Genomic DNA, 26,651 nt, shown 5'->3' on the forward strand with positions numbered 1-26,651 from the left:
AATAGAGGAGCGGTCTGAAATGAGTACAGATATCAAAACTGGCGAAAAGATGATTGTGTTTATCGTAAACAAAAAAGAATACGCCATTTCAGTATCAGAAGTAAAGTCCATTGAAAAATGGCAGCAGCCGACAAGAGTCCCTGGCGTTGCCCCTTATATATGCGGTGTTATTAATCTGCGCGGTGTCGTGACGCCTGTCATCGATCTTAGAGTGAGACTTGGATCAAGTGACAACGAAATTACAGATGAAACAAGAATGATTATTGTACAAGTTGGTGACATTGAAGTCGGCTGGATTGTTGATGAAGCGAATGATGTCATTACAGTCCATCAAGAAGAAGTAGAATCTTCTCCTGAGTCAGCTGAAAAAGAAGGACAATCATGGGTAACAGGTATCATTAAGCATGATCAGCGTCTATTTAATATCATTCACCCTGGTGCTGTCCTCGACAAGAGCGTTCAAGATGCACCTGTTCATTAAGGAGGATGTGAAATGAGCATTTTCAATGAAATAAAAGATGAACAGCTGGATGTATTAAGAGAGGTAGGGAATATTGGAGCAGGCCACGCCGCGTCTGCTCTTGCCAGCCTTTTGGATCGCAAAATAGATATGGCTGTTCCGTTTGTCAAGGTTCTCTCGTTTGAAGAATTAATGGATTTCTTTGGCGGTGCAGACCTCCCAGTTGCAAGCATTTTCCTGCGAATGGAAGGAGATTTATCTGGCTCTATCTTTTTCATTATGCCCTTTGAGCAAGCTGAGCAATTTGTAAGAGAGCTTGTACGAGATCCAGCATTTGATATTGATACCATTCACGAGCATGTGATGGGGACGTCAGCACTACACGAGCTGGGAAATATTTTAGCAGGCTCTTATTTATCAGCCCTTGCCGATTTAACAAAATTGCAGCTTCACCCAAGTGTTCCAGATGTTACGCTCGATATGTTCGGGGCTGTCATTAGCGAAGGGTTAATGCAATTCAGTCCTCTAGGTGATCAGGCAATTGTGATTGATACATCAATTTTTGATGATCAAAATAAGCAAGAGCTGAAAGGGAATATGTTTCTATTACCAGACTTTGAATCGTTTGAAAAACTATTCAAAGCATTAGGTAACCTTTAATGAACGTTCAGATTCCGGCAGTTGTAAAGGTTGGTATAGCGGATGTTCAGCTTGTGAAAACACCGGACCGCATTCGGACATCCGGACTTGGTTCTTGTGTAGGGCTTGTTCTGTTTGATCAAGAAAAAAAACTGGCAGGTCTTGTCCATGTCATGCTTCCAGACTCATCCCTTGCAAAAGGGGCAGTGGAGAACTTGGCTAAATATGCAGATACAGGTGTCAAGCATACAATTGATCTGCTCCTTAAAGAAGGAGCGCGCAAACATGCGCTAAAGGCAAAACTTGCTGGTGGCGCAGAAATGTTTAAGTTTAAGTCAACCAATGATCTGATGAGAATTGGACCTAGAAACGTATCAGCTGTTAAAGAACATCTGTCTCTTTATCGCATCCCGATCATTAGTGAGGATACGGGCGGGAACAATGGCCGTACGATTGAATTTGATCCGCTTACGACAGAGCTTGAGATCCGCACTGTGAAGCAAGGCATTATGAAGATATAACTAAGGAAGTATAGGGGGAGAAAGATGCAATCCTTAAATTACGAAGATCAGGCGCTATGGGCTAGATGGAAAGAGTGGAAGGACCCAGCTGCTGGAGATGATCTTATGCGCCGCTATATGCCGCTCGTCACATATCATGTTGGAAGAATTTCCATCGGTCTCCCGAAGTCAGTGCATAAAGAAGACTTGATCAGTCTAGGGATGCTCGGTTTATATGATGCCCTTGAAAAATTCGACCCTGGAAGAGATCTGAAGTTTGATACATATGCATCCTTCAGAATCCGCGGGGCCATCATCGACGGTCTTCGTAAAGAGGACTGGCTGCCTCGTACATCAAGAGAAAAAACAAAAAAAGTAGAAGCGGCTATTGAAAAGCTTGAACAACGCTATTTACGAAATGTGACGCCGACAGAAGTGGCAGAGGAACTTGGCATGAGTGAACAGGATGTTGTCACAACAATGAATGAAGGTTTCTTTGCAAATCTGCTTTCAATCGACGAGAAGCTGCATGATCAAGAAGACGGTGAAAACGTCCAAGTCATGATTCGCGACGAGAAAACTGTGACACCTGAAGAGAAGATGCTGAAAGATGAATTAATAGAACAGCTTGCTGAAAAAATGACCGAGCTATCTGAAAAAGAAAAGCTCGTGATCAGTCTTTTCTATAAAGAGGAACTGACGTTAACGGAAATCGGTCACGTGCTCAATTTATCGACCTCACGCATTTCACAAATTCATTCAAAGGCATTGTTCAAGCTTAAGCATCTACTTGATAAAGCCATTCAATCTTAAAGAGTTAGTGAGTGAAAAAATATGTTATGGCTGATTAGCTTCATGCTTCATGCTGCACTTATTTATTTTGTGATCATTTTATATACGAGAATGAATTCGCTGAAGGCAACTGAACAAAAGCAGCGAGAACTTCTAGAAGAAACGGAAAATACCCTGGCTGCATTTTTGATGGAAGTCAAAGAAGAGAATGACAAACTATCAAAAGTGGCAGCCGCTTCCCCTGATTTTTCTGCTGAAGAGCTGAAAACAGATTTTCAGACACCAAAGCAGCCACAAACACCAATTGAATCCCAGCAATCGGTAGAAAGTGAAGATCCAGTACCAGAGCACTTGTCGGCTCTCCTTAGCGAAGTCGAAGTGCAGGAAGAGAAGGTAAACGAACCCGTTCCACATCTTGAATCAGACGCTTTTGCGTCTTCTGAAAGTGAAGTAGAAGAAACATTCGAGGACCAAGTGAAGACCTTATATGACCAAGGGCATTCGCTAGAAGAAATAGCGAAAGAACTGAAAACGGGCAAGACAGAAATCGAGCTTTTATTAAAATTTAGCGGAAAGCTGTAAAGGATTCTTGATTGTCAGTCCATCATGTGTTATATTATTTCTTGGTGTTAAATACACACGCTTAATGATTCATATGAAGGTGCTGCCGTGGCGCAGTTTTATGTGAACATGACTTGAGCGGAGGAAAAAAAACCATTATATTAGGAGGCAACAACATGTCAGTTATTTCTATGAAACAATTGCTAGAAGCTGGTGTTCACTTCGGTCACCAAACGCGCCGCTGGAACCCAAAAATGAAGCGTTACATCTTTACAGAGCGTAACGGTATCTACATCATCGATCTTCAAAAAACGGTGAAAAAAGTAGAGGAAGCTTACAACTTCACGAAAAACCTTGCTGCTGACGGAGGAAAAATCCTTTTCGTTGGTACGAAAAAGCAAGCACAAGATTCAGTGAAAGAAGAAGCAATCCGTTCTGGTATGTTCTATGTGAACCAACGCTGGCTTGGTGGAACTTTAACAAACTTTGAAACAATCCAAAAACGTATCAAACGTTTAAAAGATATTGAAAAAATGCAAGAAAACGGTACATTCGATGTTCTTCCTAAGAAAGAAGTCGTTCAACTGAAAAAAGAATTAGAACGTCTTGAAAAATTCCTAGGCGGAATCAAAGACATGAAAGGTCTTCCGGATGCACTTTTCATTATCGACCCTCGTAAAGAGCGTATTGCAGTTGCAGAAGCTCGTAAATTGAATATCCCAATCATCGGTATCGTTGACACAAACTGTGATCCAGACGAAATTGATGTTGTGATCCCTGCAAACGATGATGCAATCCGTGCTGTAAAACTTCTAACTGCTAAAATGGCAGATGCGATTCTTGAGTCTAAACAAGGCGAAGAAGAAGCTGTTGTAGAAGAAACGACAGAAACTGAAACAACAACTGCGTAACCTATTCAAAAGGTGATAAGAGGGAAATGCCTTTTATCACCTTTTTTTCACCTAGTAATCCGTGTTTTAACATAGAAGGAGGAAATGTAAAATGGCTATTACTGCTCAATTAGTTAAAGAACTGCGTCAAAAAACTGGTGCAGGTATGATGGACTGTAAAAAAGCATTAACAGAAACTGATGGTGACATCGACAAAGCAATCGATCTTCTAAGAGAAAAAGGAATTGCAAAAGCTGCGAAAAAAGCAGACCGTATTGCTGCAGAAGGATTAACTCTTATCAAAACTGACGGCAACACAGGCGTGATCCTAGAAGTGAACTCTGAGACTGATTTCGTTTCGAAAAACGAAGGGTTCCAATCACTTCTTAACGAACTTGCTGATCATTTGCTTGCTGCTAAACCTGCAACAATTGAAGAAGCTCATGCTTCTAAAATGGAAAACGGTTCAACAGTTGAAGAGCATATCACATCTGCGATTGCGAAAATCGGAGAGAAAATCACTCTACGTCGTTTCTCTGTTATCACGAAAGAAGATAACGCAGCATTCGGTTCTTACTTACACATGGGCGGACGCATCGGTGTGTTAGCTGTTCTTAACGGAACAACTGACGAAGAGCTTGCAAGAGACATCGCAATGCACGTTGCTGCTGTAAACCCTAAATACATTTCTCGTGACCAAGTGTCAGAAGAAGAAGCAAACCGTGAGCGCGAAGTATTAACGCAGCAAGCGCTTCAAGAAGGAAAACCTGAAAACATCGTAGCTAAAATGGTAGAAGGCCGTCTAAACAAATTCTTCGAAGAAATTTGCTTACTTGACCAAGCTTTCGTTAAAAACCCAGATGAAAAAGTGAAACAAGTAGTAGCTGCGAAAAACGCAAGCGTTCAAACTTATGTTCGCTATGAAGTGGGCGAAGGCATCGAGAAGCGTCAAGATAACTTTGCTGAAGAAGTTATGAGCCAAGTGAAAAAATAATGTTTGAAAAGCTCTCTGGGGCTTTTTTAGGGAGCACAAGCACTGTGTTCCCTATTTTTTAGAGGATATTGATTTACAAAAGGCAGTTTCTTACGCATAATAAGAGACGGTATAGTTTACACTTGGAGGTTATCATGAGCAAACCGAAATATAATCGCATTGTACTGAAGCTAAGTGGCGAAGCACTAGCAGGTGATGCTGGAAATGGAATTAACCCAACTGTCATTCATTCAATTGCAAAGCAAGTAAAAGAAATTGCAGAGCTAGATGTTGAGGTTGCAGTTGTTGTAGGCGGAGGAAACCTTTGGCGCGGTAAGACAGGTAGTGACTTAGGAATGGACCGTGCAACAGCAGACTACATGGGCATGCTGGCAACAGTGATGAATTCACTCGCGCTACAAGACAGCCTAGAAACGCTTGGCATTCAGTCTAGGGTACAAACCTCTATCGAAATGAGACAGGTTGCAGAACCATACATAAGAAGAAAAGCGATCCGTCATCTTGAGAAGAAACGTGTCGTAATTTTTGCTGCAGGTACTGGTAACCCTTATTTCTCTACAGATACAACGGCAGCACTTCGTGCAGCAGAAATTGAAGCAGATGTCATTTTAATGGCGAAAAATAATGTAGACGGTGTCTACAGTGCTGATCCTCGTACAGATGCGGATGCAGTAAAATATGACAAGCTTTCATATCTTGATGTGCTAAAAGAAGGGCTTGCAGTAATGGATTCTACTGCGTCCTCATTATGTATGGACAATGACATTCCATTAATCGTATTCTCTATTATGGAAGAAGGAAATATTAAACGTGCCGTAAATGGCGAATCAATTGGAACGATTGTGAGGGGGAAATAACGTGTCAAAAGAAGTATTGAACCAAACGAAAGAAAAAATGGAAAAAGCCGTTCAAGCATACGGACGTGAACTTGCAACTGTTCGTGCGGGCAGAGCAAATGCTTCATTGCTTGATAAAGTGACGGTTGATTATTACGGTGCACAAACACCACTTAACCAAATCGCGTCAATCACAGTGCCAGAAGCACGTATGCTGATTATCACACCTTATGATAAAACAGCTATCGGTGATATCGAAAAATCGATCCAAAAGTCTGATCTTGGCATCACGCCAACAAGTGACGGAAATGTGATCCGTATTGCGATTCCTGCACTAACAGAAGAAAGACGTAAAGAGCTTGTGAAAGTGGTAAGAAAATATTCAGAAGAAGCAAAAGTAGCTGTTCGTAATGTTCGTCGTGATGCAAACGATGAGTTGAAAAAGCTCGAGAAAAATGGTGAGATCACTGAAGATGAATTAAGATCATCAACAGAGGATGTTCAAAAATTGACAGATGAATATGTCGCTAAAATTGATGACGTGACGAAAGATAAAGAAAAAGAAATCATGGAAGTTTAAGAAAAAACTATGTACAATAGATAATAGTGAAAAGACCCTCTTCATGTTTACAGGGGGTTTTTTTGTTAATACTGTTGGTGACTATATTATTAGCGGAAACGCAACCTTTTTGGGTGATGGAGGAATCTCATGCTCAATATACTCAAAAATTGGAAGAATCAGCAAACTGCAGCTTCCAACTTAGAAAGTCTGACAAAAGAAGACATATTAAATGGAGAAATTCCTGAACATATCGCCATTATCATGGATGGGAACGGAAGATGGGCAAAAAAACGTGCTCTTCCGCGGGTAGCAGGACATCATGAAGGAATGAAAGTCGTCAAGCGCATGACAAAGCTTGCAAATGAGCTGAATGTCAAAGTGCTGACTTTGTATGCTTTCTCTACAGAAAATTGGAAGCGTCCAAAACTAGAAGTAGACTTTTTAATGAAACTTCCTGAAGAATTTTTAAACATCTACCTGCCCGAGCTCATCGAGGAAAATGTCCGTGTTCGCTTAACAGGTGATCCAGACGGCCTCCCGCAGCATACGAAAAGAGCGGTGGAGAACGCAGTAAAGAGTACGACGAATAACGACGGGCTCATTTTGAATTTTGCGCTCAACTATGGAGGGCGCACAGAAATCGTCTCCGCATGCAGACAAATTTCTGAAAAAGTCAAAGAAGGTAAGCTTCAAGCAGAAGACATCACAGAAGAGATGTTTTCAGCTTATTTAATGACAGAATCTCTTCAAGATCCGGATTTGCTTATTCGCACAAGTGGAGAAATTAGATTAAGCAACTTTATGCTTTGGCAAATTGCGTACAGCGAATTTGTCTTTACGGATGTGCTTTGGCCTGACTTTTCTGATGAGCATCTTATAGGCGCTATCGGAGAATACCAGCGCCGCGGCCGGAGGTTCGGTGGAATTTAGAGGGTGGTGCAGATGAAACAAAGAATTTTGACGGGTGTTTTGGCAGCTGCAGTCTTTTTACTTGCAGTTATATATGGACAGATGCCATTTACCCTGCTGATTTACTTAATGGGAAGTGTCGCTCTCTTTGAGCTTCTAAGAATGAAAAAGATATCGATTTTTAGCTTTCCTGGTATTGTCAGCTTAATATTGCTTTGGCTTTTAATGGGCGGAGAGAATAGCTTCTTCCCGAACGTAGACGCATCAAAAATGCAGATTGCTTTATTTGCAGTCTTAATTCTTTTAACTTATACAGTGTTGAGCAAAAACTCTTTCACATTCGATGAGGTTGCTTTTGTAATATTAGCGACATTATATATTGGTGTCAGTTTCTATTATTTTATTCAAATTAGAGGCTTATATGGCATGAGTGCGATCTTCTTCGCAGCAGTGATTATTTGGTCCACTGACTCAGGTGCCTATTTTATTGGGAAATCGATGGGGAAACGAAAGCTCTGGCCAGAGATCAGCCCAAACAAAACAGTAGAAGGATTTATCGGCGGAATCGTCACAGCGGTCGTGTTGTCATTTGTGTTTCAGGCGGTTACAGGATTTTTGCCATCATATCTGCTCGTTATGTTTATTACGCTTTTGCTCAGTATCTTTGGACAGCTTGGCGACCTTGTGGAATCTGCTTTAAAGCGTCATTACCACGTGAAGGATTCAGGGACAATTCTCCCTGGACATGGCGGGATTTTGGACAGGTTTGACAGCTTTTTATTCGTTCTGCCGTTTTTATATTTATTGCTTGCAACGTTTGCCAGCTAACCTCATAGAAACTTATTGAACGAGAGAAGGAGTGGCAATTTGAGATATATTTCGCTATTAGGCGCAACAGGATCAATTGGAGAACAAACATTAGATGTGATGAGGCAGCACCCAGACAAATTTAAGCTAAAAGCCATGACGTTTGGCCGAAATGTAGACAAAGCCATACCAATCATTGAACAGTTTCAGCCTGAATTTGTCGGATGCTTAAGTGAAGAGGCCTATCACACGCTAAAGGGTCATTCATTTGAATACGATGTCAAGATGGCTGCTGGTGATGAAACCAACATCGAAGCAGCGACCTATGAAGCAGTGGACGTTGTGGTCAATGCCCTTGTCGGAAGTGTCGGGCTTGTTCCAACATTAAAGGCCATTGAACAAAAAAAGACGATTGCACTCGCAAATAAGGAAACACTTGTGACAGCTGGTCATATAGTAAAAGAGTACGCGAAAAGATATGATGTACCTTTACTTCCTGTCGATAGTGAGCATTCCGCTATTTTTCAATGCCTGCAAGGTGAACAAGCTAAAAACATTGAACGCTTAATCGTGACAGCCTCAGGTGGTAGTTTCCGAGATAAAAAACGAACTGAACTTGAAGGTGTTACGGTTGAAGAAGCGCTGAACCACCCAAACTGGTCGATGGGAGCGAAAATTACCATTGATTCAGCGACGATGATGAATAAAGGGCTCGAGGTGATTGAGGCACATTGGTTGTTTGATATACCGTATGAACAAATTGATGTGCTGTTACATAAAGAGAGCATTATCCATTCGATGGTGGAATTTCACGACAAAAGCGTCATGGCTCAGTTAGGGACACCTGACATGAGAGTGCCCATTCAATATGCACTCACATACCCTGACAGGGCGCCATTACCAGAAGCAAAATCATTGAACCTTTGGGAGATTGGACAATTGAATTTCCAAAAAGCGGATTTTGACAGGTATCGCTGCTTACATTTTGCTTATGAATCAGGTAAAATAGGAGGGACAATGCCTGCTGTGCTCAATGCAGCAAATGAAATGGCAGTCGATGCATTTCTGAAAGGCAAAGTAACATTCCTGCAAATTGAAGAATTGATTGAAAAGGCACTAAACAGACATCATGTGATTTCAACGCCTAGTTTGCAAGATATCCATGAAGTGGACAAAGATACACGAGACTTTGTTCAATCAATCCTCACATAAGGTGGTATGTTCGTGAATACAGTGATTGCGTTTATTATTATTTTTGGAACGCTCGTTTTTTTCCACGAGCTTGGCCATTTAATTATGGCGCAGCGAGCGGGGATTTTATGCCGTGAGTTCGCAATTGGTTTTGGGCCGAAGATTTTCTCCTTTAAACGAAAAGAAACCGTTTATACCATTAGACTTCTACCTATTGGCGGATTTGTTAAAATGGCAGGAGAGGACCCTGAAGTCATTGAAATTAAACCAGGTCATACAGTGGGGCTCTTATTCAATGAGCAAAATGAAGTAGAAAAAATCATTTTAAATGATAAAGAAAAATATCCTGATGCACTTGTCATCGAAGTTGAGCAGATTGATTTAGATCATGCGATGAGAATCTCAGGATATGAAGCTGGAAATGAAGATATTTTGACTGGCTACAATGTAAGTCAAACAAGCTTTTATATTGCAGATGGTGAAGAAATTCAAATCGCACCGTACAATCGTCAATTTGGATCAAAAACGGTATGGCAGCGTATTAAAGCGATCGCAGCTGGACCGATTATGAACTTTATCTTGGCGTATGTGATTTTAGTTGCTTTAGGGTTTATTCAAGGGGTCACCGTTGATGATCCTGTACTCGGCAAGCTGACGAAAGACGGCCGAGCGGCAGAAGCTGGACTCATGCAGGGGGACCACATCGTGTCCATTAACGGGGATAAAATGAATTCTTGGACAGACGTCGTTCAAACTGTTCAAAAGAACCCTGAGAAAAAAATGAATGTCGTCATTGACCGAGACGGCAAAGAAAGCACTGTGCAGGTTGTACCAGAAGCTGTGAAAGCAGACGGAAAAAACATTGGCCGTTTCGGATCTTATCCGCCAACGGAAAATGGATTTCTGAAGGTTATTTCATCCTCAGGAACGACTGTGATTTCAACAGCAGGTCTGATTTTAACGAACTTACAAAAGATTGTCACAGGGCAATTTTCACTAGATATGTTAGCAGGTCCTGTTGGGATCTATGACATGACAGGAGAAGTAGCTAAGCAAGGTGTGTTAACATTAATGCAGTTTGCGGCGTTCCTTAGTATTAACTTAGGTATCGTGAATTTATTGCCGATTCCTGCACTAGACGGAGGACGTTTACTATTCTTGTTTGTTGAAGCCATTCGCGGTAAACCAATTAATCGTGAGAAAGAAGCACTTGTTGTCTTTATCGGTGTTGCATTCCTCATGCTGTTAATGCTAGTGGTTACGTGGAATGACATCCAGCGATTATTTTTATAAAACCAATGTCTCTTGTTTCTCATTACGGGAAACAAGAGTTTTTGTGAGAAGTCCTATTTCATAAATGAGGTGTAACGACATGAGACAATCCCTGACTTTCATACCAACTCTTCGAGAGGTGCCAGCAGATGCTGAGGCAAAAAGTCACCAGCTCTTAGTAAGAGCTGGGTTCATTAGACAAAACACAAGCGGAATCTATCATTATCTGCCGCTTGCTCATAAAGTCATCCAGCATATTCAATCCATCGTTCGCAAGGAGATGGAAAAGGCGGGAGCAGCTGAGCTGTTAATGCCAGTGCTGCAGCAGGCAGAAATGTGGCAAGAGTCAGGAAGATGGTATACATACGGTCCAGAATTGATGCGTATGAAAGATCGTCATGGCCGTGAGTTTGCACTTGGCCCAACGCACGAAGAAGTGATTACATCACTTGTACGCAGCGAAGTGAAATCGTATAAGAAGCTTCCTTTAACTCTTTATCAAATTCAATCAAAATTCCGCGACGAACAGAGACCGCGTTTTGGGCTACTGCGGGGACGTGAATTTATTATGAAGGATGCGTACTCATTCCATTCTTCACCAGAAAGCCTTGATGACACTTACAACAAGATGTTTACAGCTTACTCCAATGTATTCTCAAAAGTAGGTCTTAATTTTAGACCAGTTATTGCAGATTCTGGTGCAATGGGAGGAAAAGATACACATGAGTTTATGGCACTGTCAGAAGTAGGAGAAGATACAATCGCATACTCTGATACATCTTCCTATGCTGCGAACATTGAAATGGCTGAAGCTTTATATCAAGGAGAAGAAGCAAATCCTGCGGACTTCAAAGAACTTGAAAAAGTCCATACACCGCAAGCAAAAACGATTCAAGACATCGCTGGATTTTTAGAAGTTGATCCTTCTCTTTGTATCAAGTCTGTTTTGTTTAAAGCAGATGATGCGTATGTTCTCATCCTGACGAGAGGCGACCATGAAGTAAATGATGTGAAAGTGAAAAACTTGGTAGGAGCACAGCTTGTAGAGCTTGCTACTCGCGAAGAAGTACTAGAAGTCATTGGAACAGAGCCTGGATTTGTTGGTCCAGTGAAGCTGGAAGCAGAAGTCGATATTTATGCAGACCTTGCGGTTAAAGGCATGACAAATGCTGTTGCAGGTGCAAACGAAGCGGATTATCACTATATCAATGTCAATCCTGCGCGTGATGTGTCAGTGAAAGAATTCACAGATCTCCGTTTGATCCAAGAAGGCGACGTTTCTCCAGATGGAGAAGGCACAATCCAGTTTGCTAAAGGGATTGAAGTAGGACAAGTCTTTAAACTAGGCACTCGTTATTCTGAGTCAATGGATGCGACGTACCTTGATGAGAATGGTCGAGCGCAGCCAATGATTATGGGCTGCTATGGTATCGGTATCTCTAGAACGCTTTCAGCGATTGTTGAACAGCATCACGATGAGAAAGGAATCATTTGGCCGGAAGCTGTTGCGCCATATGACCTTCATCTCCTTGCATTAAATATGAAAAACGATGCTCAAAAAGAGCTAGCTGAAACGTTATACGAGCGCTTAGAAGATGAGGGCTTTGACGTACTTTTCGATGACCGTCAGGAGCGAGCAGGCGTGAAATTTGCAGACAGTGATTTAATTGGGCTGCCAATTCGCATTAGCTGCGGAAAACGTTCAGAAGAAGGCATTGTTGAAGTGAAGTTTAGAAAATCAGGGGAATCACACGAAGTATCTGTTGATGAGCTGATTTCTTTTATACGCCAAGCATAAAAAACGAACAAAAAAATGAAGGTACCTCCTGTAGAAAAGAGGTACCTTTCTGATTGACAAAAGGAGGGTCCTGTCTTGGATGAACAATTACCGATCACACGGCGGCAATTTCATATATTACTCAATCAGATTCAAATGACAGATGATGACCTCAGTCGTTACTTTGAAGAAGGAGAAATCGTCAAATTGACGGTGCATAAGGCGGCGAAAACGTGGCATTTCCTTTTTAAATTTAAGGCGCTTTTGCCTTACAAGGTATATGCAATGTTTCTCAGCAGGCTGACAAATGCATTTTCTCATATTGCACAAGTCACTTGCACGATTGAAGTCAATGATTCGAGCATCTCTGAAGAGCTCGTTCAATCGTATTGGTCACATTGTGTGGAAGAGCTTCAAGGAATTTCTCCTCCAATTATCAGCTTGCTTCAGCAGCAAAAACCATCGCTGTCTGGACATAAAATCATCATCAAAACGAAAAGCGAAACAGAGGCTTTGGCCATCAAGAAGAAGTACAGTCCAATGCTCCAGGCTGCTTTTAAACAAGTAGGCTTTCCAGAATTGCAATTTGATACAGAAATTTTTGTATCAGATCAAGAGATTCAGAAGTTCAGAGAACAAAAGCTTGCAGAAGATCAAGAAAGAGCGATGCAAGCCCTCACTGAGATGGAGAAGAAGGAAAGTGAGGAGCAGGAAGAAGGTCCGTCTGGCCCACTCATGATTGGCTATCAAATTAAAGACAATGAAGAAATTCGTACGCTTGATAGTATTATGGATGAGGAAAGAAGAATCACCGTTCAGGGCTATGTATTCGATGCAGAAACGCGTGAGCTGAAAAGCGGCAGAACGCTTTGTATCTTTAAAATTACAGATTATACAAACAGTATTTTAATTAAAATGTTTGCAAGAGAAAAAGAAGATGCCCAGCTGATGAAATCATTGAAAAAAGGCATGTGGGTCAAAGCAAGAGGAAGCATTCAAAACGATACGTTTGTCAGAGACCTTGTCATGATTGCCAATGACGTCAATGAAATGAAACCTCAGCTGAAAGAGGATACGGCACCTGAAGGTGAAAAGCGTGTCGAGCTTCATTTGCATTCCCCAATGAGTCAAATGGATGCTGTTACTGGCATTGGCAAGTTGGTGGAACAAGCAAAAAAATGGGGACATGAAGCGATTGCTCTGACGGATCATGCGGTTGTACAATCCTTCCCAGATGCGTATGCAGCAAGTAAAAAGCATGACATCAAAATGATGTATGGTGTGGAAATCAACTTGGTTGACGACGGAGTACCTATTGCCTATAATCCAGAGCACCGTTTGTTAGAGGATGCAACGTATGTTGTATTTGACGTAGAGACAACTGGACTTTCAGCTGTGTATGACACGATTATTGAGCTGGCAGCAGTGAAAATAAAGGGCGGAGAAATCATTGACCGTTTTGAGGCATTTGCAAATCCTCATCACCCACTATCAGCGACAACGATCGAATTAACAGGTATCACGGATGATATGGTCAGAGATGCTCCAGATGTCGTCGATGTCGTACGGGATTTCAAAGAATGGATTGGACAAGATATACTTGTTGCGCACAATGCAAGCTTTGATATGGGCTTTTTAAATACAGCGTACAAACGCCTGTTAAAAACAGATAAAGCGTCAAACCCTGTGATTGATACACTGGAACTTGGCCGATTCCTTTACCCTGAATTTAAGAATCACCGGCTGAACACACTTTGTAAAAAGTTCGATATAGAACTGACGCAGCATCACCGGGCCATTTACGATGCAGAGGCGACAGGCTACCTCATGCTGAAAATGCTAAAAGATGCGGCTGAAAAGGATATTGCCTATCACGATCAATTGAATGAAAACATGGGTCAGTCTAATGCTTACCAGCGCTCACGTCCTTACCATGCCATTCTGATCGCACAAAATGAGACAGGGCTGAAAAATTTATTCAAGCTTGTTTCTCTTTCTCATATTCATTATTTCTACCGAGTGCCGCGCATTCCGCGCTCACAGCTTGAGAAATATCGAGAAGGTTTAATTATTGGGTCTGCCTGTGATAAGGGTGAAGTGTTTGAAGGGATGATGCAAAAATCACCTGATGAGGTGGAAGACATTGCAGCATTTTATGACTATTTAGAAGTTCATCCGCCAGAAGTGTATCAGCATCTGCTGCAGCTGGAGCTTGTTCGAGATGAACGTGCGTTAAAAGAAATCATCACAAACATTGTGAAGCTTGGCGAAAAGCTGAATAAACCAGTCGTAGCAACCGGAAATGTGCATTATCTGCATCCAGAAGACAAAATTTATCGTAAAATCTTAATTTCATCACAAGGTGGAGCAAATCCGCTGAATCGTCATGAACTGCCAAAAGTTCATTTTAGAACGACAGATGAAATGCTTGAAGCATTCTCCTTTCTAGGAGAGGAAAAAGCGAAAGAGATCGTCGTGACGAATACGAAAAAAGTCTCTGAGATGGTCGAAAGCATTAAACCAATCAAAGATGACCTATACACACCAAAAATTGAAGGTGCAGATGAAGAAGTACGGGAAATGAGCTATCAAATGGCGCGCAGCATCTATGGAGATGATTTGCCGAAAATCGTAGAAGACCGTATTGAGAAAGAATTAAAAAGTATTATCGGGCATGGATTCGCCGTTATTTACTTAATCTCTCATAAGCTTGTAAAGAAATCACTTGATGACGGATATCTTGTTGGTTCAAGGGGATCTGTCGGCTCATCTCTTGTTGCAACTTTAACAGAGATTACCGAAGTGAACCCGCTTGCGCCGCATTATGTATGTCCAAGCTGTAAGCATTCCGAGTTCTTTAACGACGGATCTGTTGGTTCAGGCTTTGACCTTCCTGACAAGGACTGCCCGGAATGTGGCACGCCGTACAAAAAAGACGGACATGATATTCCGTTTGAAACGTTCTTAGGTTTTAAAGGAGACAAAGTCCCTGATATCGACTTGAACTTCTCAGGTGAATATCAGCCGATTGCCCATAACTATACGAAAGAGCTGTTCGGTGAAGAGTATGTATACCGAGCAGGTACGATTGGTACTGTTGCAGAAAAAACAGCGTATGGTTACGTGAAAGGCTACGCTGGAGATCATAATCTTCATATGAGGGGCGCAGAAATCGACCGGCTTGTACAAGGCTGTACAGGGGTAAAACGGACAACGGGCCAGCATCCAGGCGGTATTATTGTAGTGCCGGATTATATGGACATTTACGATTTCTCACCTATTCAATTTCCAGCAGATGCGACAGGTTCTGATTGGAAAACGACGCATTTTGATTTCCACTCAATCCATGACAACTTGCTCAAACTTGATATATTAGGGCACGATGATCCTACGGTTATTCGTATGCTTCAAGATTTAAGCGGAATTGATCCAAAGACGATTCCAACAGATGATCCAGAAGTGATGAAAATTTTCCAAGGAACAGAGCCTCTTGGTGTAACAGAGGAGCAAATTGGCTGTAAAACAGGTACACTCGGTATTCCAGAGTTTGGGACAAGGTTTGTTCGGCAAATGCTTGAGGATACAAAACCAACAACCTTCTCAGAGCTTGTTCAGATCTCTGGATTATCACACGGGACGGATGTATGGCTAGGGAACGCGCAAGAGCTCATTCACAATAAAACGTGTGAACTAAGTGAAGTGATTGGGTGCCGTGACGATATTATGGTCTATCTCATCTATCAGGGCTTAGAGCCGTCACTTGCCTTTAAAATCATGGAGTCTGTTCGTAAAGGAAAAGGACTTCCCCCTGAATGGGAAGAAGAAATGAAGAATAATAATGTACCGAACTGGTATATTGATTCTTGTAAAAAGATCAAATACATGTTCCCTAAGGCCCACGCAGCTGCTTACGTATTAATGGCTGTACGGATTGCCTACTTTAAGGTGCATCATGCACTTTTATACTATGCGGCTTATTTTACCGTTCGTGCAGATGACTTTGATATTGAAACAATGACAAAAGGATCGAATGCGATTCGAGCGGTCATGGACGATATTAACTCAAAAGGTTTAGATGCTTCACCGAAAGAAAAGAACCTATTAACTGTACTAGAGCTTGCCCTTGAAATGTGTGAAAGAGGCTACCATTTCAAAAAAGTGGATCTCTATCGATCAAGTGCAACAGAGTTTATCATTGATGGAGATGGATTAATTCCGCCATTCAACTCAATCCCTGGACTCGGAACGAACGTTGCGTTAAATATTGTTCGCGCACGTCAAGATGGGGAATTCCTTTCAAAAGAGGATTTACAAAAACGCGGAAAAGTGTCGAAAACGATTCTAGAATATTTAGATCGTCAAGGCTGCTTAGAAGCACTTCCTGATCAAAACCAGCTTTCTTTGTTTTAATGCGATCAATGAAGAGCGCCCTTAAAGGGGCGTTTCTTTTTTATATATACAATAATATTATTATGTTAACTAATAAAGAATTTCCACCAAATGGAATCATTTTCTAATTCATTCATATACCTTGATTTAGCGTGATGTTTTAAAAGAAGAGATTGTATGTCATTCTTTCTACCCAAATAGAGCAAAAAAGAGAATTTCGCCGTCTGAAATGTTCTCAATCGACATATGATCATTCTGGGTACAGTCACAGAAAGAATCAAGAGAAAAAAACTTCGATGAGCGCAAAGCTGATTGCTGTTTACTATGCTTATTTTTGAAACATATTTGATTCTTTTCAAAGCTGTTCAAATCACGTTCTGAATCAAAGGAGGTGGCTTGTCTATTCATGTTTGACTAAATAGAAGGGGTGAGTCATACAGAAATGGCATCGTATAACTATGTAGAGGTTCTTCAAAAATCCTTGTTGTTTTATGAAGCGCAGCGGTCTGGAAAACTGCCTAAAAGCAGCCGTCTCAACTGGCGGGGAGATTCTGGACTGGAGGACGGGAAGGATGTAGGGCATGACTTAACTGGCGGCTGGTATGACGCAGGTGATCATGTGAAATTTGGACTTCCAATGGCGTACTCAGCAGCTGTGCTTGCATGGACAGTATATGAATACCGAGAAGCCTATGAAGAGGCAGAACTGCTTGATGACATCCTCGATCAAATCAGGTGGGCAACAGATTATTTTTTGAAAGCTCATACAGGTCCGAACGAGTTTTGGGCGCAGGTAGGTGATGGGAACGCTGATCATGCTTGGTGGGGACCGGCAGAAGTGATGCCGATGAGCCGGCCAGCTTTTAAAATTGATGAAAATTGTCCAGGAACAGAAGTGGCCGCACAAACTGCGGCAGCTTTAGCAGCGGGCTCTATCATTTTTAAAGAGACAGATGCCCCTTATGCAGCAAAGCTTCTGACGCACGCGAAACAGCTGTATGCATTTGCGGACAGGTATCGCGGCGAGTATACAGATTGTGTCACAAACGCTCAGCCGTTTTACAACTCATGGAGCGGCTATATTGATGAACTCATTTGGGGCGGAATCTGGCTGTACTTGGCAACAAATGAAGAAACCTATTTAAATCAAGCATTAAAAGCAGTAGAGGAATGGCCGAAGGATTGGGATTATACGTTTACCATGTCCTGGGACAATACTTTTTTTGCTTCGCAAATCTTACTCGCCAGAATCACGAAAGAGAATCGATTTATAGAATCGACAGAGCGTAATCTTGATTACTGGACCACAGGTTTTGTTCAAAATGGAAAAGTCGAAAGAATCACTTATACGCCTGGCGGTTTGGCATGGCTTGATCAATGGGGCTCGCTTCGTTATACAGCAAATGCAGCATTTTTAGCCTTTGTTTACGCTGATTGGGTGTCAGATGAAGAAAAAAAGAATCGATACCAAACGTTTGCGATCAACCAAACTCACTATATGCTTGGTGATAATCCGCTTAATAGAAGCTATGTCGTTGGGTTTGGCCAGAACCCGCCGAAGCATCCACACCACCGAACTGCACACGGTTCATGGTCTAATCAGCTGACAAATCCTTCGAATCATCGTCACACTCTTTATGGGGCGCTCGTTGGCGGACCAAATGCACAGGATCAATATGACGATGACATCTCTGATTATGTATCAAACGAGGTGGCGACGGACTATAATGCCGCTTTTACAGGAAATATAGCCAAAATGGTGCAGCTGTTTGGAAAAGGGCAATCAAAGCTGCCCAATTTCCCGCCTCAAGAACAACCAGAGGATGAGTTTTTTGTAGAGGCAGCAGTGATGAATAACGATGCAACATCTACTCAAGTAAAGGCGGTTCTATACAACCGGTCCGGATGGCCGGCGAGACGTAGTCAAACGCTCTCCTTTAGATATTACGTCAATCTGAGTGAGGTCTTTGCAAAGGGATTCACTGAAAAAGATATTCAAGTGACAGCCGCCTACAATGAAGGCGCTTCCTTATCTCCGCTCAAGGTATATGACGCATCAGCTCACGTGTATTATGCAGAAATTGATTTTACAGGCGTAGCGATTTTTCCTGGAGGAGAATCAGAGCATAAGAAGGAAATACAATTTCGATTATCTGCACCAAATGGGTCGAATATATGGGATGCCTCAAATGATTATTCCTTTCAAGGCTTAACATCCAATATGCAAAAAACAACGAGAATTCCTGTTTTTGATGATGGTGCTTTAGTATTTGGTACACTTCCAGACAAATAAAAATCAAGATTTTTTGAAAGGGTGAAGGATTTGTCAAACAAAGAACGGTTTTTAACGCTTTATCATCAAATTAAAAGTGATGGGAATGGATATTTTTCATCAGAAGGAATTCCGTATCATTCAATTGAGACGCTTATTTGCGAAGCGCCTGATTATGGGCATATGACAACGTCAGAAGCGTATAGCTATTGGCTGTGGCTAGAGGTGTTGTACGGACATTACACAGGGGATTGGAGCAAATTAGAGGCAGCCTGGGACAATATGGAGAAGTACATCATCCCAGTAAATGAAGATGGAAATGATGAGCAGCCGCATATGAGCGCCTACAATCCTTCTAGCCCAGCCACATACGCAGCGGAAAAACCATATCCAGATCAATATCCTAGTCAGCTGAGCGGAGCTCGTCCTGCTGGTCAAGATCCGATTGATGGTGAATTGAAATCAACCTATGGAACGAATGAAACGTATTTAATGCACTGGCTGCTTGATGTCGATAACTGGTATAAATATGGGAACTTACTCAATCCATCACATACAGCCGCATATGTGAACACGTTCCAGCGCGGGCCGCAGGAATCTGTATGGGAGGCGATCCCACATCCATCACAAGATGATCAATCTTTTGGGAAGCCAAATGAAGGCTTTATGAGCTTGTTCACAAAAGAAAACCAAGCACCAGCTGCTCAGTGGCGCTATACCAATGCGACGGATGCTGATGCGCGTGCAATACAAGCGATGTATTGGGCAAAGGAACTCGGCTACAATAATTCAACCTATCTTGATAAAGCAAAAAAAATGGGTGATTTTCTCCGTTACGGTATGTACGATAAGTATTTTCAAACGATTGGAAGCGGCAAGCAAGGGAATCCGTACCCTGGAAACGGAAAGGGTGCCTGTCATTACTTAATGGCGTGGTATACCTCTTGGGGCGGAGGACTTGGCGACTATGCAAACTGGTCATGGCGTATCGGAGCGAGCCACTGCCACCAAGGGTATCAAAACCCTGTCGCCGCTTATGCTTTGTCCTCAGACAAAGGTGGTTTAAAGCCATCTTCCGCTACCGGTGCAAGCGATTGGGAAAAAACATTAAAAAGGCAGCTTGAATTTTATGTATGGCTGCAATCAAAAGAGGGAGCGATAGCAGGAGGCGCAACCAATAGCTGGAATGGAGACTATAGTGCATATCCGGCGGGAAGAAGTACTTTTTACGATATGGCATACGAGGATGCACCTGTTTACCATGATCCACCTTCTAATAACTGGTTCGGGATGCAGGCATGGCCGATGGAGCGCGTAGCAGAGCTTTATTATATTTTTGTGAAAGATGGAGACAAAACTTCTGAAAATGTCCAAATGGCGAAATCTTGTATCACAAAATGGGTCGACTATGCATTAGATTACATTTTTATCGGCAGCCGTCCTGTGTCGGATGAAGAGGGGTATTTCTTAGATGACCAAGGACAAAGAATTCTAGGAGGAACAAATGCTGCTGTTGCTACAACGAGTGCACCTGGCGAGTTTTGGCTTCCTGGAAATATTGCTTGGAGCGGACAGCCTGACACGTGGAATGGATTCCAGTCTGCAACAGGAAATCCAAACCTAATAGCTGTCACAAAAGATCCAACTCAGGATACGGGCGTACTAGGGAGTCTCGTCAAGGCTTTAACTTTCTTTGCTGCTGCTACTAAGCTAGAAACAGGGGATTATACAGCGCTTGGCGTAAGAGCGAAAGATGCAGCCGCTCAGCTCCTTGAGGTTGCGTGGAATTACAATGATGGCGTGGGCATTGTGACAGAGGAAGACAGAGAGGACTATGACCGCTTCTTTAAAAAAGAAGTGTATTTCCCAAATGGTTGGAGCGGGACATTTGGTCAAGGGAATCAGATTCCTGGATCAAGCACTATTCCTTCTGATCCGCAGCGAGGAGGTAATGGGGTCTATACGAGTTTTGCTGATCTTCGTCCAAACATTAAACAAGATCCAGCATGGTCTTCACTCGAGAGTAAATATCAGTCTTCATATAATGAAGCAACAGGCAAATGGGAGAATGGGGCACCGGTTTTCACCTATCACCGTTTTTGGTCACAAGTGGATATGGCCACTGCCTACGCAGAATATCATCGTCTAATCAACTAGCAGGTGAAAATTTAAGCTGCCGGTTTCTTTGAGCCGGCAGTTTGTTTAAGAAATATAAATACAGTGAAGATAAGGGTGTTTTTACATGGTCAAAGAAAGAAGTTTTCTTCATCAATCAATAAACAAGGGCGAAAATGAGCAGATCAATCTGATGTGGAAAAAAGAGGCGAATGATCGAATCTCAGAGCATAGACAAAGAGATCTTGAAATAAACGTCACAAATCACGATAAAAAGCCAATAGCAGGAATAGAGGTTGAGATTAAGCAAATTAGGCATGAATTTGCATTTGGTTCAGCGATGAATGACCAAGTGTTATTTAATCAACAATATGCCGATTTTTTTGTGAAGCATTTTAATTGGGCTGTTTTTGAAAATGAGGCAAAATGGTATGCAAATGAGCCGGAAAGAGGGAGAATCACCTACGAAAAAGCAGATGCGATGCTGAATTTTGCAGATAAACATCAACTTCCAGTAAGGGGGCACGCTTTATTTTGGGAGGTAGAGGACGCCAATCCAAGCTGGCTGAGGTCACTACCGAATCACGAAGTGTATGAAGCCATGAAAAACCGGCTTGAGCATGCGGGCAATCACTTTAAAGGAAGATTCCGTCACTGGGATGTAAACAATGAAATGATGCATGGTTCATTTTTTAAAGACCGCTTCGGGAAAAATATTTGGAAATGGATGTATGAAGAAACGAAAAAAATTGACCCTCAAGCACGATTGTTTGTGAATGATTATAATGTGATCTCATATGGTGAGCACCATGCTTATAAAGCACATATCAATGAACTTCGTCAGTTAGGCGCACCTATTGAGGCGATTGGTGTACAAGGGCATTTTGAAGAACGGGTCGATCCAGCCGTTGTAAAAGAGAGGCTCGATGTGCTTGCTGAGCTTGGACTTCCTATATGGGTTACAGAGTACGACTCTGTTCACCCTGACGCTAATAGAAGAGCGGATAACCTAGAGGCTTTATATCGCGTCGCATTTAGTCATCCAGCCGTAAAAGGAGTGCTAATGTGGGGATTTTGGGCAGGTGCCCATTGGAGAGGTGAGCATGCGGCCATCGTGAATTACGATTGGTCTTTAAATGAAGCAGGTAGACGTTACGAAAAGCTTCTAAATGAGTGGACGACACAAAGAGTTGAAAAAACAGATGCTAATGGCAATGTGACATGTCGAGCATTTCACGGGACATATGAGATTCGAATCGGTAAAGAAAGTAAACTGTTGAAACAGCAGACAATTGAACTTGATTCAAATGAACAAACACCACTTCGGCTAGATGTGATCATACCTGAAGAAGGATAGATTGTGAGGAGAATGTAAATGAAAAAGTGGACTCAAAGAGTGTCCTTCTTCATACTTGTGGTCGCTATATGGGCCGGATGGTTTTCACTGACGATTAAAGCCGCCGCTTATGTACAGACGTCTGGCACACAATTTACGCTGAACAATCAACCATTTTACTTTGCTGGTACAAATAATTACTATTTCCATTACAAATCTAAAAAGATGGTAGATGCAGTGTTCGATGATATGAAAGCAATGAATTTAAAGGTCTTACGTATTTGGGGATTTCACGACGGAGCCCCTCAAGAAAACTCCGTTTTACAATCTAGTCCAGGGGTCTATGAAGAATCGGGTTTTCAAAAACTAGATTATGCGATTTATAAAGCGGGGCAGGAAGGAATAAAACTTGTCATCCCACTAGTGAACAATTGGGATGACTTTGGCGGGATGAATCAATACGTAAAGTGGTTCAATGCAGGATCACATGATGCCTTTTATACAGATCCTCGTATTCAACATGCTTACAAAAATTATGTGCGTTATGTTTTAGAAAGAACGAATACGTACACAGGTGTTCAATATAAGGACGATCCAGCTATTATGACTTGGGAACTAGCCAATGAGCCGCGTGTGCAGTCAGATCCAACGGGTAATATACTAGTCAAATGGGCAGATGAAATGAGTACATGGATCAAATCGCTGGATCGTCACCATCTTGTTGCAGTAGGAGATGAAGGGTTTTTTCGCATACCAGGCCATGAAGATTGGTTTTACAGAGGCGGAGAAGGCGTCGATTGGGACCGTTTGACAGCTCTCTCTAATATCGATTATGGAACCTACCATCTGTACCCAGATCATTGGAACAAGTCTGCTGCTTGGGGAGTGAAATGGATCGAAGACCATATCATCCGCGGGAAGTCAATCGGAAAACCAGTTGTGTTAGAAGAGTTTGGCTATCAAAATCAATCAGCACGTCCTGACGTATATCAAAGCTGGCTGTCAGCGGTTGAGCGGCTCGGAGGGGCTGGTAGTCAATTTTGGATTTTAACAAGCATTCAAGACGATGATTCGCTCTATCCCGATTATGACGGTTTCCGCATCATAAAAGGGAGCAGGGAGGCAGCCCTTATCAGTGAACATGCGAAAAGAATGAACGAAAAGAACTGATGGCGAATGCTTGCTGAATAAGGAACTTCATTTGCTGTTTATATTGCTTAAACCAAGTTTTCAGAAAGGATCAAGTGACAGAAGGTATTTATGAGATTTCGTTCCCCATAAAAAAGGAGGTGGTTATTTTTATTTTTTATCTTAATTTGTAAAAAACATTTCCAATAACTTGACTAAATGGAAATTTAACTCTATACTCTGTAGTACAGAGTTCTTTGTGGAAGAGGAGTTTATTTATGCTGAATGAAAAATCGAATAATTCAGAAATATTAGAGAATTTATCTCATATCAAGACGATTACAAACTATAAAACAGAGTATTGTAAACAAACAAGTATTTATTTTATCATTTGGGGCCTTATTTGGATAATGGGGTATTCAATACCTTTACTTTTTGCTAATCCAATAACTATAGGTGTCTTTTGGCTTGTTTTAGGTATTGTGGGCTGGGTTATCACTTTAACTACATATTTTAAACAAAAGAAAATGATACCAATGCCCTTGTTTTTAAGAACTCAATTGCAATACACATGGCTTGGCCTTGGAATCATTTTAGGTATCTTTATTTTTTTAATATGTGTTGGTTTATTACCATATACAGTAGATAATTTACCCTTTTATATTGTTTTATTGGTATCCATAATGTATTTACTTTTAGGTATTGTTCTAGCTAAAGAGATTTTTATTATGGGGTTCTGGTTAAGTGTTTTAGGTGTAACTACATTTTTATTATTTCCTAGTTTAATGAACATTATTTTTGCTTTTATTGGTGGAGGAAGTTTGTTATTAACTGGTGTGATTTTAAAAAGAAAAGGACAAGGAAATGAGTAATGTCAATAGTTTAAATGATTTAATCCATCCAAAAGTCCGGTTAGGGATTATGAGTTTATTAATGATTTATGAAACATGTGATTTTACCTTCTTAAAAGGTTCTTTATCTGTAACAGACGGGAATTTGGGCTCGCATTTGAAAAAATTAGAAGAAGCTGGCTATGTGCTAATTACAAAGACCTTTGTGGATAAAAAACCAAAAACAATAGTTAGTATAACAGATTTAGGAGAGCACGCTTACAAAGAATATTTGAGTGTTATTGAAGCCATTTTAAAAAATAAATGAGATGAAAGGAAAGGGTGCCGAATGTTGAAAATAGAGAACGTCAGTAAAAAATACGGAGCTTCCCAAGCGTTAAGAAGTATTACATTAACGATTCCAGAAGGAGTTTGTTATGGATTAATAGGTCCAAATGGCTCTGGTAAATCAACCTTAATGAAAATTATATCTCATATAATTAAATCTTATGAAGGCAAAGTTGAGCATGTTGGTGAGTCTAAAAGTGCGCTAGGCTACATCCCCCAAGACATCAGCTTGGAGGAAAAATTAACAGCTAAAGTAAATATGGAGTTTTTTGGACAGATTTATGGTTTAAAAGGGAAGAAATTAGATGAAAGAGTAGAAAAAACACTAAAAGATGTAGGGTTGTGGGAAAGAGCAAATGATATAGTTGAACATTTTTCAGGAGGAATGAAACGCCGTTTGAATATTGGCTGCGCTCTCATGCACGCCCCTGAGTTAATTCTTTTAGATGAACCGACAGTGGGGGTAGATCCTCAATCAAGACGCTATATTTTTGACATAATCAACAAATTGAAGGAAGAGGGAAGAACTATTATCTATGTTAGTCATTATATGGAGGAAATAGAGAGTTTATGTGATTATGTGGCTTTCATTGATAAAGGAAAAATTGTTGAAGAAGGAAAAATAGGTGAACTTTTGAATCGTTATGCAGAAACATCTGTCTTTTTTGATTCTATGATTCCTAATAAAACATTAACTAGTCTCGGGTATGACTTTGTAACTTATCAAGGCGGTGTGTTAGTTAAAACAACAAAACCCTTAGAAACTTTAGAAGATTTGGCTAAACTGAGTAAAAAAGAATCATTGGTTCCCCAACAATTATCTTTGTACAGACCTAGACTCGAAGATGTATTTTTTCAATTAACAGGAACAGATTTACGTGATCAATTCCAATAAAAATGTCTTTATGAATGAAAACCACTCTCGTATTTTAATTCATATAACTTATAAGAGTGATTGACATAGTTAAGAGGCATACATCAAACGAACAGAATTACCTTGTGTGAACCTTCAATTTAAAATAATAAGTAGGTTAGTTAAGATTATTTGACTAATTATAATTAAATGCATCTATAAATGGTAAAATAATTAAAAAATGTGATTATTTTAAAAGTGATATAAGAAAGCGAATTAAATTAATATAACGGGAGTGATTTTTATGTGGCCATTAGTCCGCATCGAATCCATAAAACAAGTGAAAGATCGATCTTTGTTGTTCTGGACCATTTTGTTGCCAGTTGCTTCAATTATTCTTTTAATAGAATTATTTACATCAGGTAGTTCACAAGCACAAAAAACATTAGTTGCTTCTCAATCGGTTACAGGAATGAGTGTGTTTTTTTCCACATTTGTTATTATTTCAATTGTAATTAGCTTTGTAAAAGATCGAGAGAAAGGAATTGTGGCAAGGCTGGCAAGTACTCCCTTACAGCCGCATAATTTTTTTCTTGGAAAGTGTGTTCCGTTCTTTGTCATCATTTTATTTCAAGTTTTGTTGTTAACCATTTTGGGTGTTTACTTATATGGTATTGAAATCACACAATACAGCTCGTATTTCTTAGTAGTTGTCCTATTATCAATGCAAGTCACTTCATGGGGAGTAGCCATCGCCGCATTTGCTAAAACTGAGAATACAGGTTTAGTGATGACGAACATGATTGCTTTAGGGACAGCGGTTGCTTGTGGTTTATGGACTCCATTTGATCAATTACCTAGTTATTTAAAAATAATTGGAATGCTCTTCCCACAGTATTGGGCACATCAAGGCTTAGTGCAATCAGTATCAACACTACCCGGGGGGGAGAATTTGATCTTAGTAACAGTAGTCCTTATAGGTTATACACTGTTAGGATTTATTCTTTCGTTGGTTGGTTATAAAAAATATATAAAGAGAGCCAGAGGCTAGGCTATAAAATTTCAGCTGAATGTTATGCACATAAACTAACTTAAATTTTAATGATTTATCTAAACTTCAATTAGTCTATTTCTAGAACGTTGACCGAAAAATCAATACTTGTAAGCCGTCTTTTTATATAAAAGGAGTG

General features: G+C 40.9%; 23 protein-coding genes. All 23 read left to right on the top strand.

The features are described from left to right. The first annotated feature begins 19 nt into the window (after nucleotides 1-19). The 23 genes from MHB83_RS12895 (at nucleotide 20) to MHB83_RS13005 (ending at nucleotide 26,512) form a co-directional block, all read left to right on the top strand. Nucleotides 20-481: a chemotaxis protein CheW gene (locus tag MHB83_RS12895; protein ID WP_003211606.1), complete on the top strand. Its 462-nt coding sequence runs from the start codon at nucleotides 20-22 to the stop codon at nucleotides 479-481. Between the two features lie 12 nt (nucleotides 482-493). After that, nucleotides 494-1,120 carry a chemotaxis protein CheC gene (locus MHB83_RS12900; protein ID WP_003211405.1) on the top strand — a complete coding sequence of 209 codons (627 nt, stop codon included), beginning with the start codon at nucleotides 494-496 and terminating at the stop codon, nucleotides 1,118-1,120. Continuing rightward, nucleotides 1,120-1,620, top strand: a complete 501-nt coding sequence (locus MHB83_RS12905) for a chemotaxis protein CheD (RefSeq protein ID WP_003212153.1) — start codon at nucleotides 1,120-1,122, stop codon at nucleotides 1,618-1,620. The genes MHB83_RS12900 and MHB83_RS12905 overlap by 1 nt, the downstream gene beginning before the upstream one ends. Nucleotides 1,621-1,644: 24 nt before the next feature. Then, complete coding sequence (locus MHB83_RS12910; protein ID WP_012009976.1) at nucleotides 1,645-2,412, top strand: FliA/WhiG family RNA polymerase sigma factor; 768 nt, start codon at nucleotides 1,645-1,647, stop codon at nucleotides 2,410-2,412. Between the two features lie 21 nt (nucleotides 2,413-2,433). Next, nucleotides 2,434-2,973: a Swarming motility protein SwrB gene (locus MHB83_RS12915; protein WP_050945035.1), complete on the top strand. Its 540-nt coding sequence runs from the start codon at nucleotides 2,434-2,436 to the stop codon at nucleotides 2,971-2,973. Between the two features lie 155 nt (nucleotides 2,974-3,128). Then, the gene (gene rpsB, locus MHB83_RS12920; RefSeq protein ID WP_003212093.1) at nucleotides 3,129-3,863 is read left to right on the top strand and encodes a 30S ribosomal protein S2; all 735 of its coding nucleotides are present in this window, start codon (nucleotides 3,129-3,131) and stop codon (nucleotides 3,861-3,863) included. 91 nt (nucleotides 3,864-3,954) lie between these two features. After that, nucleotides 3,955-4,836: a translation elongation factor Ts gene (gene tsf / locus MHB83_RS12925; RefSeq protein WP_003211584.1), complete on the top strand. Its 882-nt coding sequence runs from the start codon at nucleotides 3,955-3,957 to the stop codon at nucleotides 4,834-4,836. A gap of 134 nt (nucleotides 4,837-4,970) precedes the next feature. Next, complete coding sequence (gene pyrH, locus MHB83_RS12930) at nucleotides 4,971-5,693, top strand: UMP kinase (RefSeq protein ID WP_003210919.1); 723 nt, start codon at nucleotides 4,971-4,973, stop codon at nucleotides 5,691-5,693. A gap of 1 nt (nucleotide 5,694) precedes the next feature. Beyond that, entirely contained in the window at nucleotides 5,695-6,252 is a 558-nt protein-coding gene (gene frr / locus MHB83_RS12935) for a ribosome recycling factor (RefSeq protein WP_003212469.1), read from the top strand. A gap of 129 nt (nucleotides 6,253-6,381) precedes the next feature. Further along, on the top strand, nucleotides 6,382-7,164 hold the full coding sequence (locus MHB83_RS12940) for an isoprenyl transferase (RefSeq protein ID WP_003212321.1): 783 nt from the start codon (nucleotides 6,382-6,384) through the stop codon (nucleotides 7,162-7,164). Nucleotides 7,165-7,176: 12 nt separating this feature from the next. Beyond that, the gene (locus tag MHB83_RS12945; protein ID WP_044141895.1) at nucleotides 7,177-7,971 is read left to right on the top strand and encodes a phosphatidate cytidylyltransferase; all 795 of its coding nucleotides are present in this window, start codon (nucleotides 7,177-7,179) and stop codon (nucleotides 7,969-7,971) included. 39 nt (nucleotides 7,972-8,010) lie between these two features. Then, complete coding sequence (gene dxr / locus MHB83_RS12950; protein ID WP_253622611.1) at nucleotides 8,011-9,162, top strand: 1-deoxy-D-xylulose-5-phosphate reductoisomerase; 1,152 nt, start codon at nucleotides 8,011-8,013, stop codon at nucleotides 9,160-9,162. Between the two features lie 6 nt (nucleotides 9,163-9,168). Beyond that, nucleotides 9,169-10,434 (top strand): RIP metalloprotease RseP, encoded by a 1,266-nt coding sequence (gene rseP / locus MHB83_RS12955; RefSeq protein WP_106055909.1) that lies wholly within the window; start codon nucleotides 9,169-9,171, stop codon nucleotides 10,432-10,434. A gap of 79 nt (nucleotides 10,435-10,513) precedes the next feature. Further along, the gene (locus tag MHB83_RS12960) at nucleotides 10,514-12,211 is read left to right on the top strand and encodes a proline--tRNA ligase (protein WP_309216708.1); all 1,698 of its coding nucleotides are present in this window, start codon (nucleotides 10,514-10,516) and stop codon (nucleotides 12,209-12,211) included. Nucleotides 12,212-12,346: 135 nt separating this feature from the next. After that, complete coding sequence (locus tag MHB83_RS12965) at nucleotides 12,347-16,600, top strand: PolC-type DNA polymerase III (RefSeq protein WP_233421743.1); 4,254 nt, start codon at nucleotides 12,347-12,349, stop codon at nucleotides 16,598-16,600. Between the two features lie 421 nt (nucleotides 16,601-17,021). Continuing rightward, complete coding sequence (locus tag MHB83_RS12970; RefSeq protein WP_212045891.1) at nucleotides 17,022-18,872, top strand: glycoside hydrolase family 9 protein; 1,851 nt, start codon at nucleotides 17,022-17,024, stop codon at nucleotides 18,870-18,872. 30 nt (nucleotides 18,873-18,902) lie between these two features. Next, the gene (locus tag MHB83_RS12975; protein ID WP_310426782.1) at nucleotides 18,903-21,008 is read left to right on the top strand and encodes a glycoside hydrolase family 48 protein; all 2,106 of its coding nucleotides are present in this window, start codon (nucleotides 18,903-18,905) and stop codon (nucleotides 21,006-21,008) included. A gap of 85 nt (nucleotides 21,009-21,093) precedes the next feature. Further along, nucleotides 21,094-22,323: an endo-1,4-beta-xylanase gene (locus MHB83_RS12980; RefSeq protein WP_342496377.1), complete on the top strand. Its 1,230-nt coding sequence runs from the start codon at nucleotides 21,094-21,096 to the stop codon at nucleotides 22,321-22,323. An 18-nt stretch (nucleotides 22,324-22,341) separates the two neighbouring features. After that, the gene (locus MHB83_RS12985; protein ID WP_342496378.1) at nucleotides 22,342-23,472 is read left to right on the top strand and encodes a glycoside hydrolase; all 1,131 of its coding nucleotides are present in this window, start codon (nucleotides 22,342-22,344) and stop codon (nucleotides 23,470-23,472) included. A gap of 236 nt (nucleotides 23,473-23,708) precedes the next feature. Then, entirely contained in the window at nucleotides 23,709-24,302 is a 594-nt protein-coding gene (locus tag MHB83_RS12990) for a hypothetical protein (protein WP_342496379.1), read from the top strand. Beyond that, nucleotides 24,295-24,588: a transcriptional regulator gene (locus MHB83_RS12995; RefSeq protein WP_034619900.1), complete on the top strand. Its 294-nt coding sequence runs from the start codon at nucleotides 24,295-24,297 to the stop codon at nucleotides 24,586-24,588. The genes MHB83_RS12990 and MHB83_RS12995 overlap by 8 nt, the downstream gene beginning before the upstream one ends. A 21-nt stretch (nucleotides 24,589-24,609) precedes the next feature. Beyond that, nucleotides 24,610-25,503, top strand: a complete 894-nt coding sequence (locus tag MHB83_RS13000) for an ABC transporter ATP-binding protein (protein WP_003211121.1) — start codon at nucleotides 24,610-24,612, stop codon at nucleotides 25,501-25,503. Between the two features lie 262 nt (nucleotides 25,504-25,765). Beyond that, the gene (locus MHB83_RS13005; RefSeq protein ID WP_003212220.1) at nucleotides 25,766-26,512 is read left to right on the top strand and encodes an ABC transporter permease; all 747 of its coding nucleotides are present in this window, start codon (nucleotides 25,766-25,768) and stop codon (nucleotides 26,510-26,512) included. The last annotated feature ends 139 nt before the right edge of the window (nucleotides 26,513-26,651 follow it).

This window comes from Bacillus sp. FSL K6-3149 (assembly GCF_038630515.1).
GTDB lineage: Bacteria > Bacillota > Bacilli > Bacillales > Bacillaceae > Bacillus > Bacillus pumilus.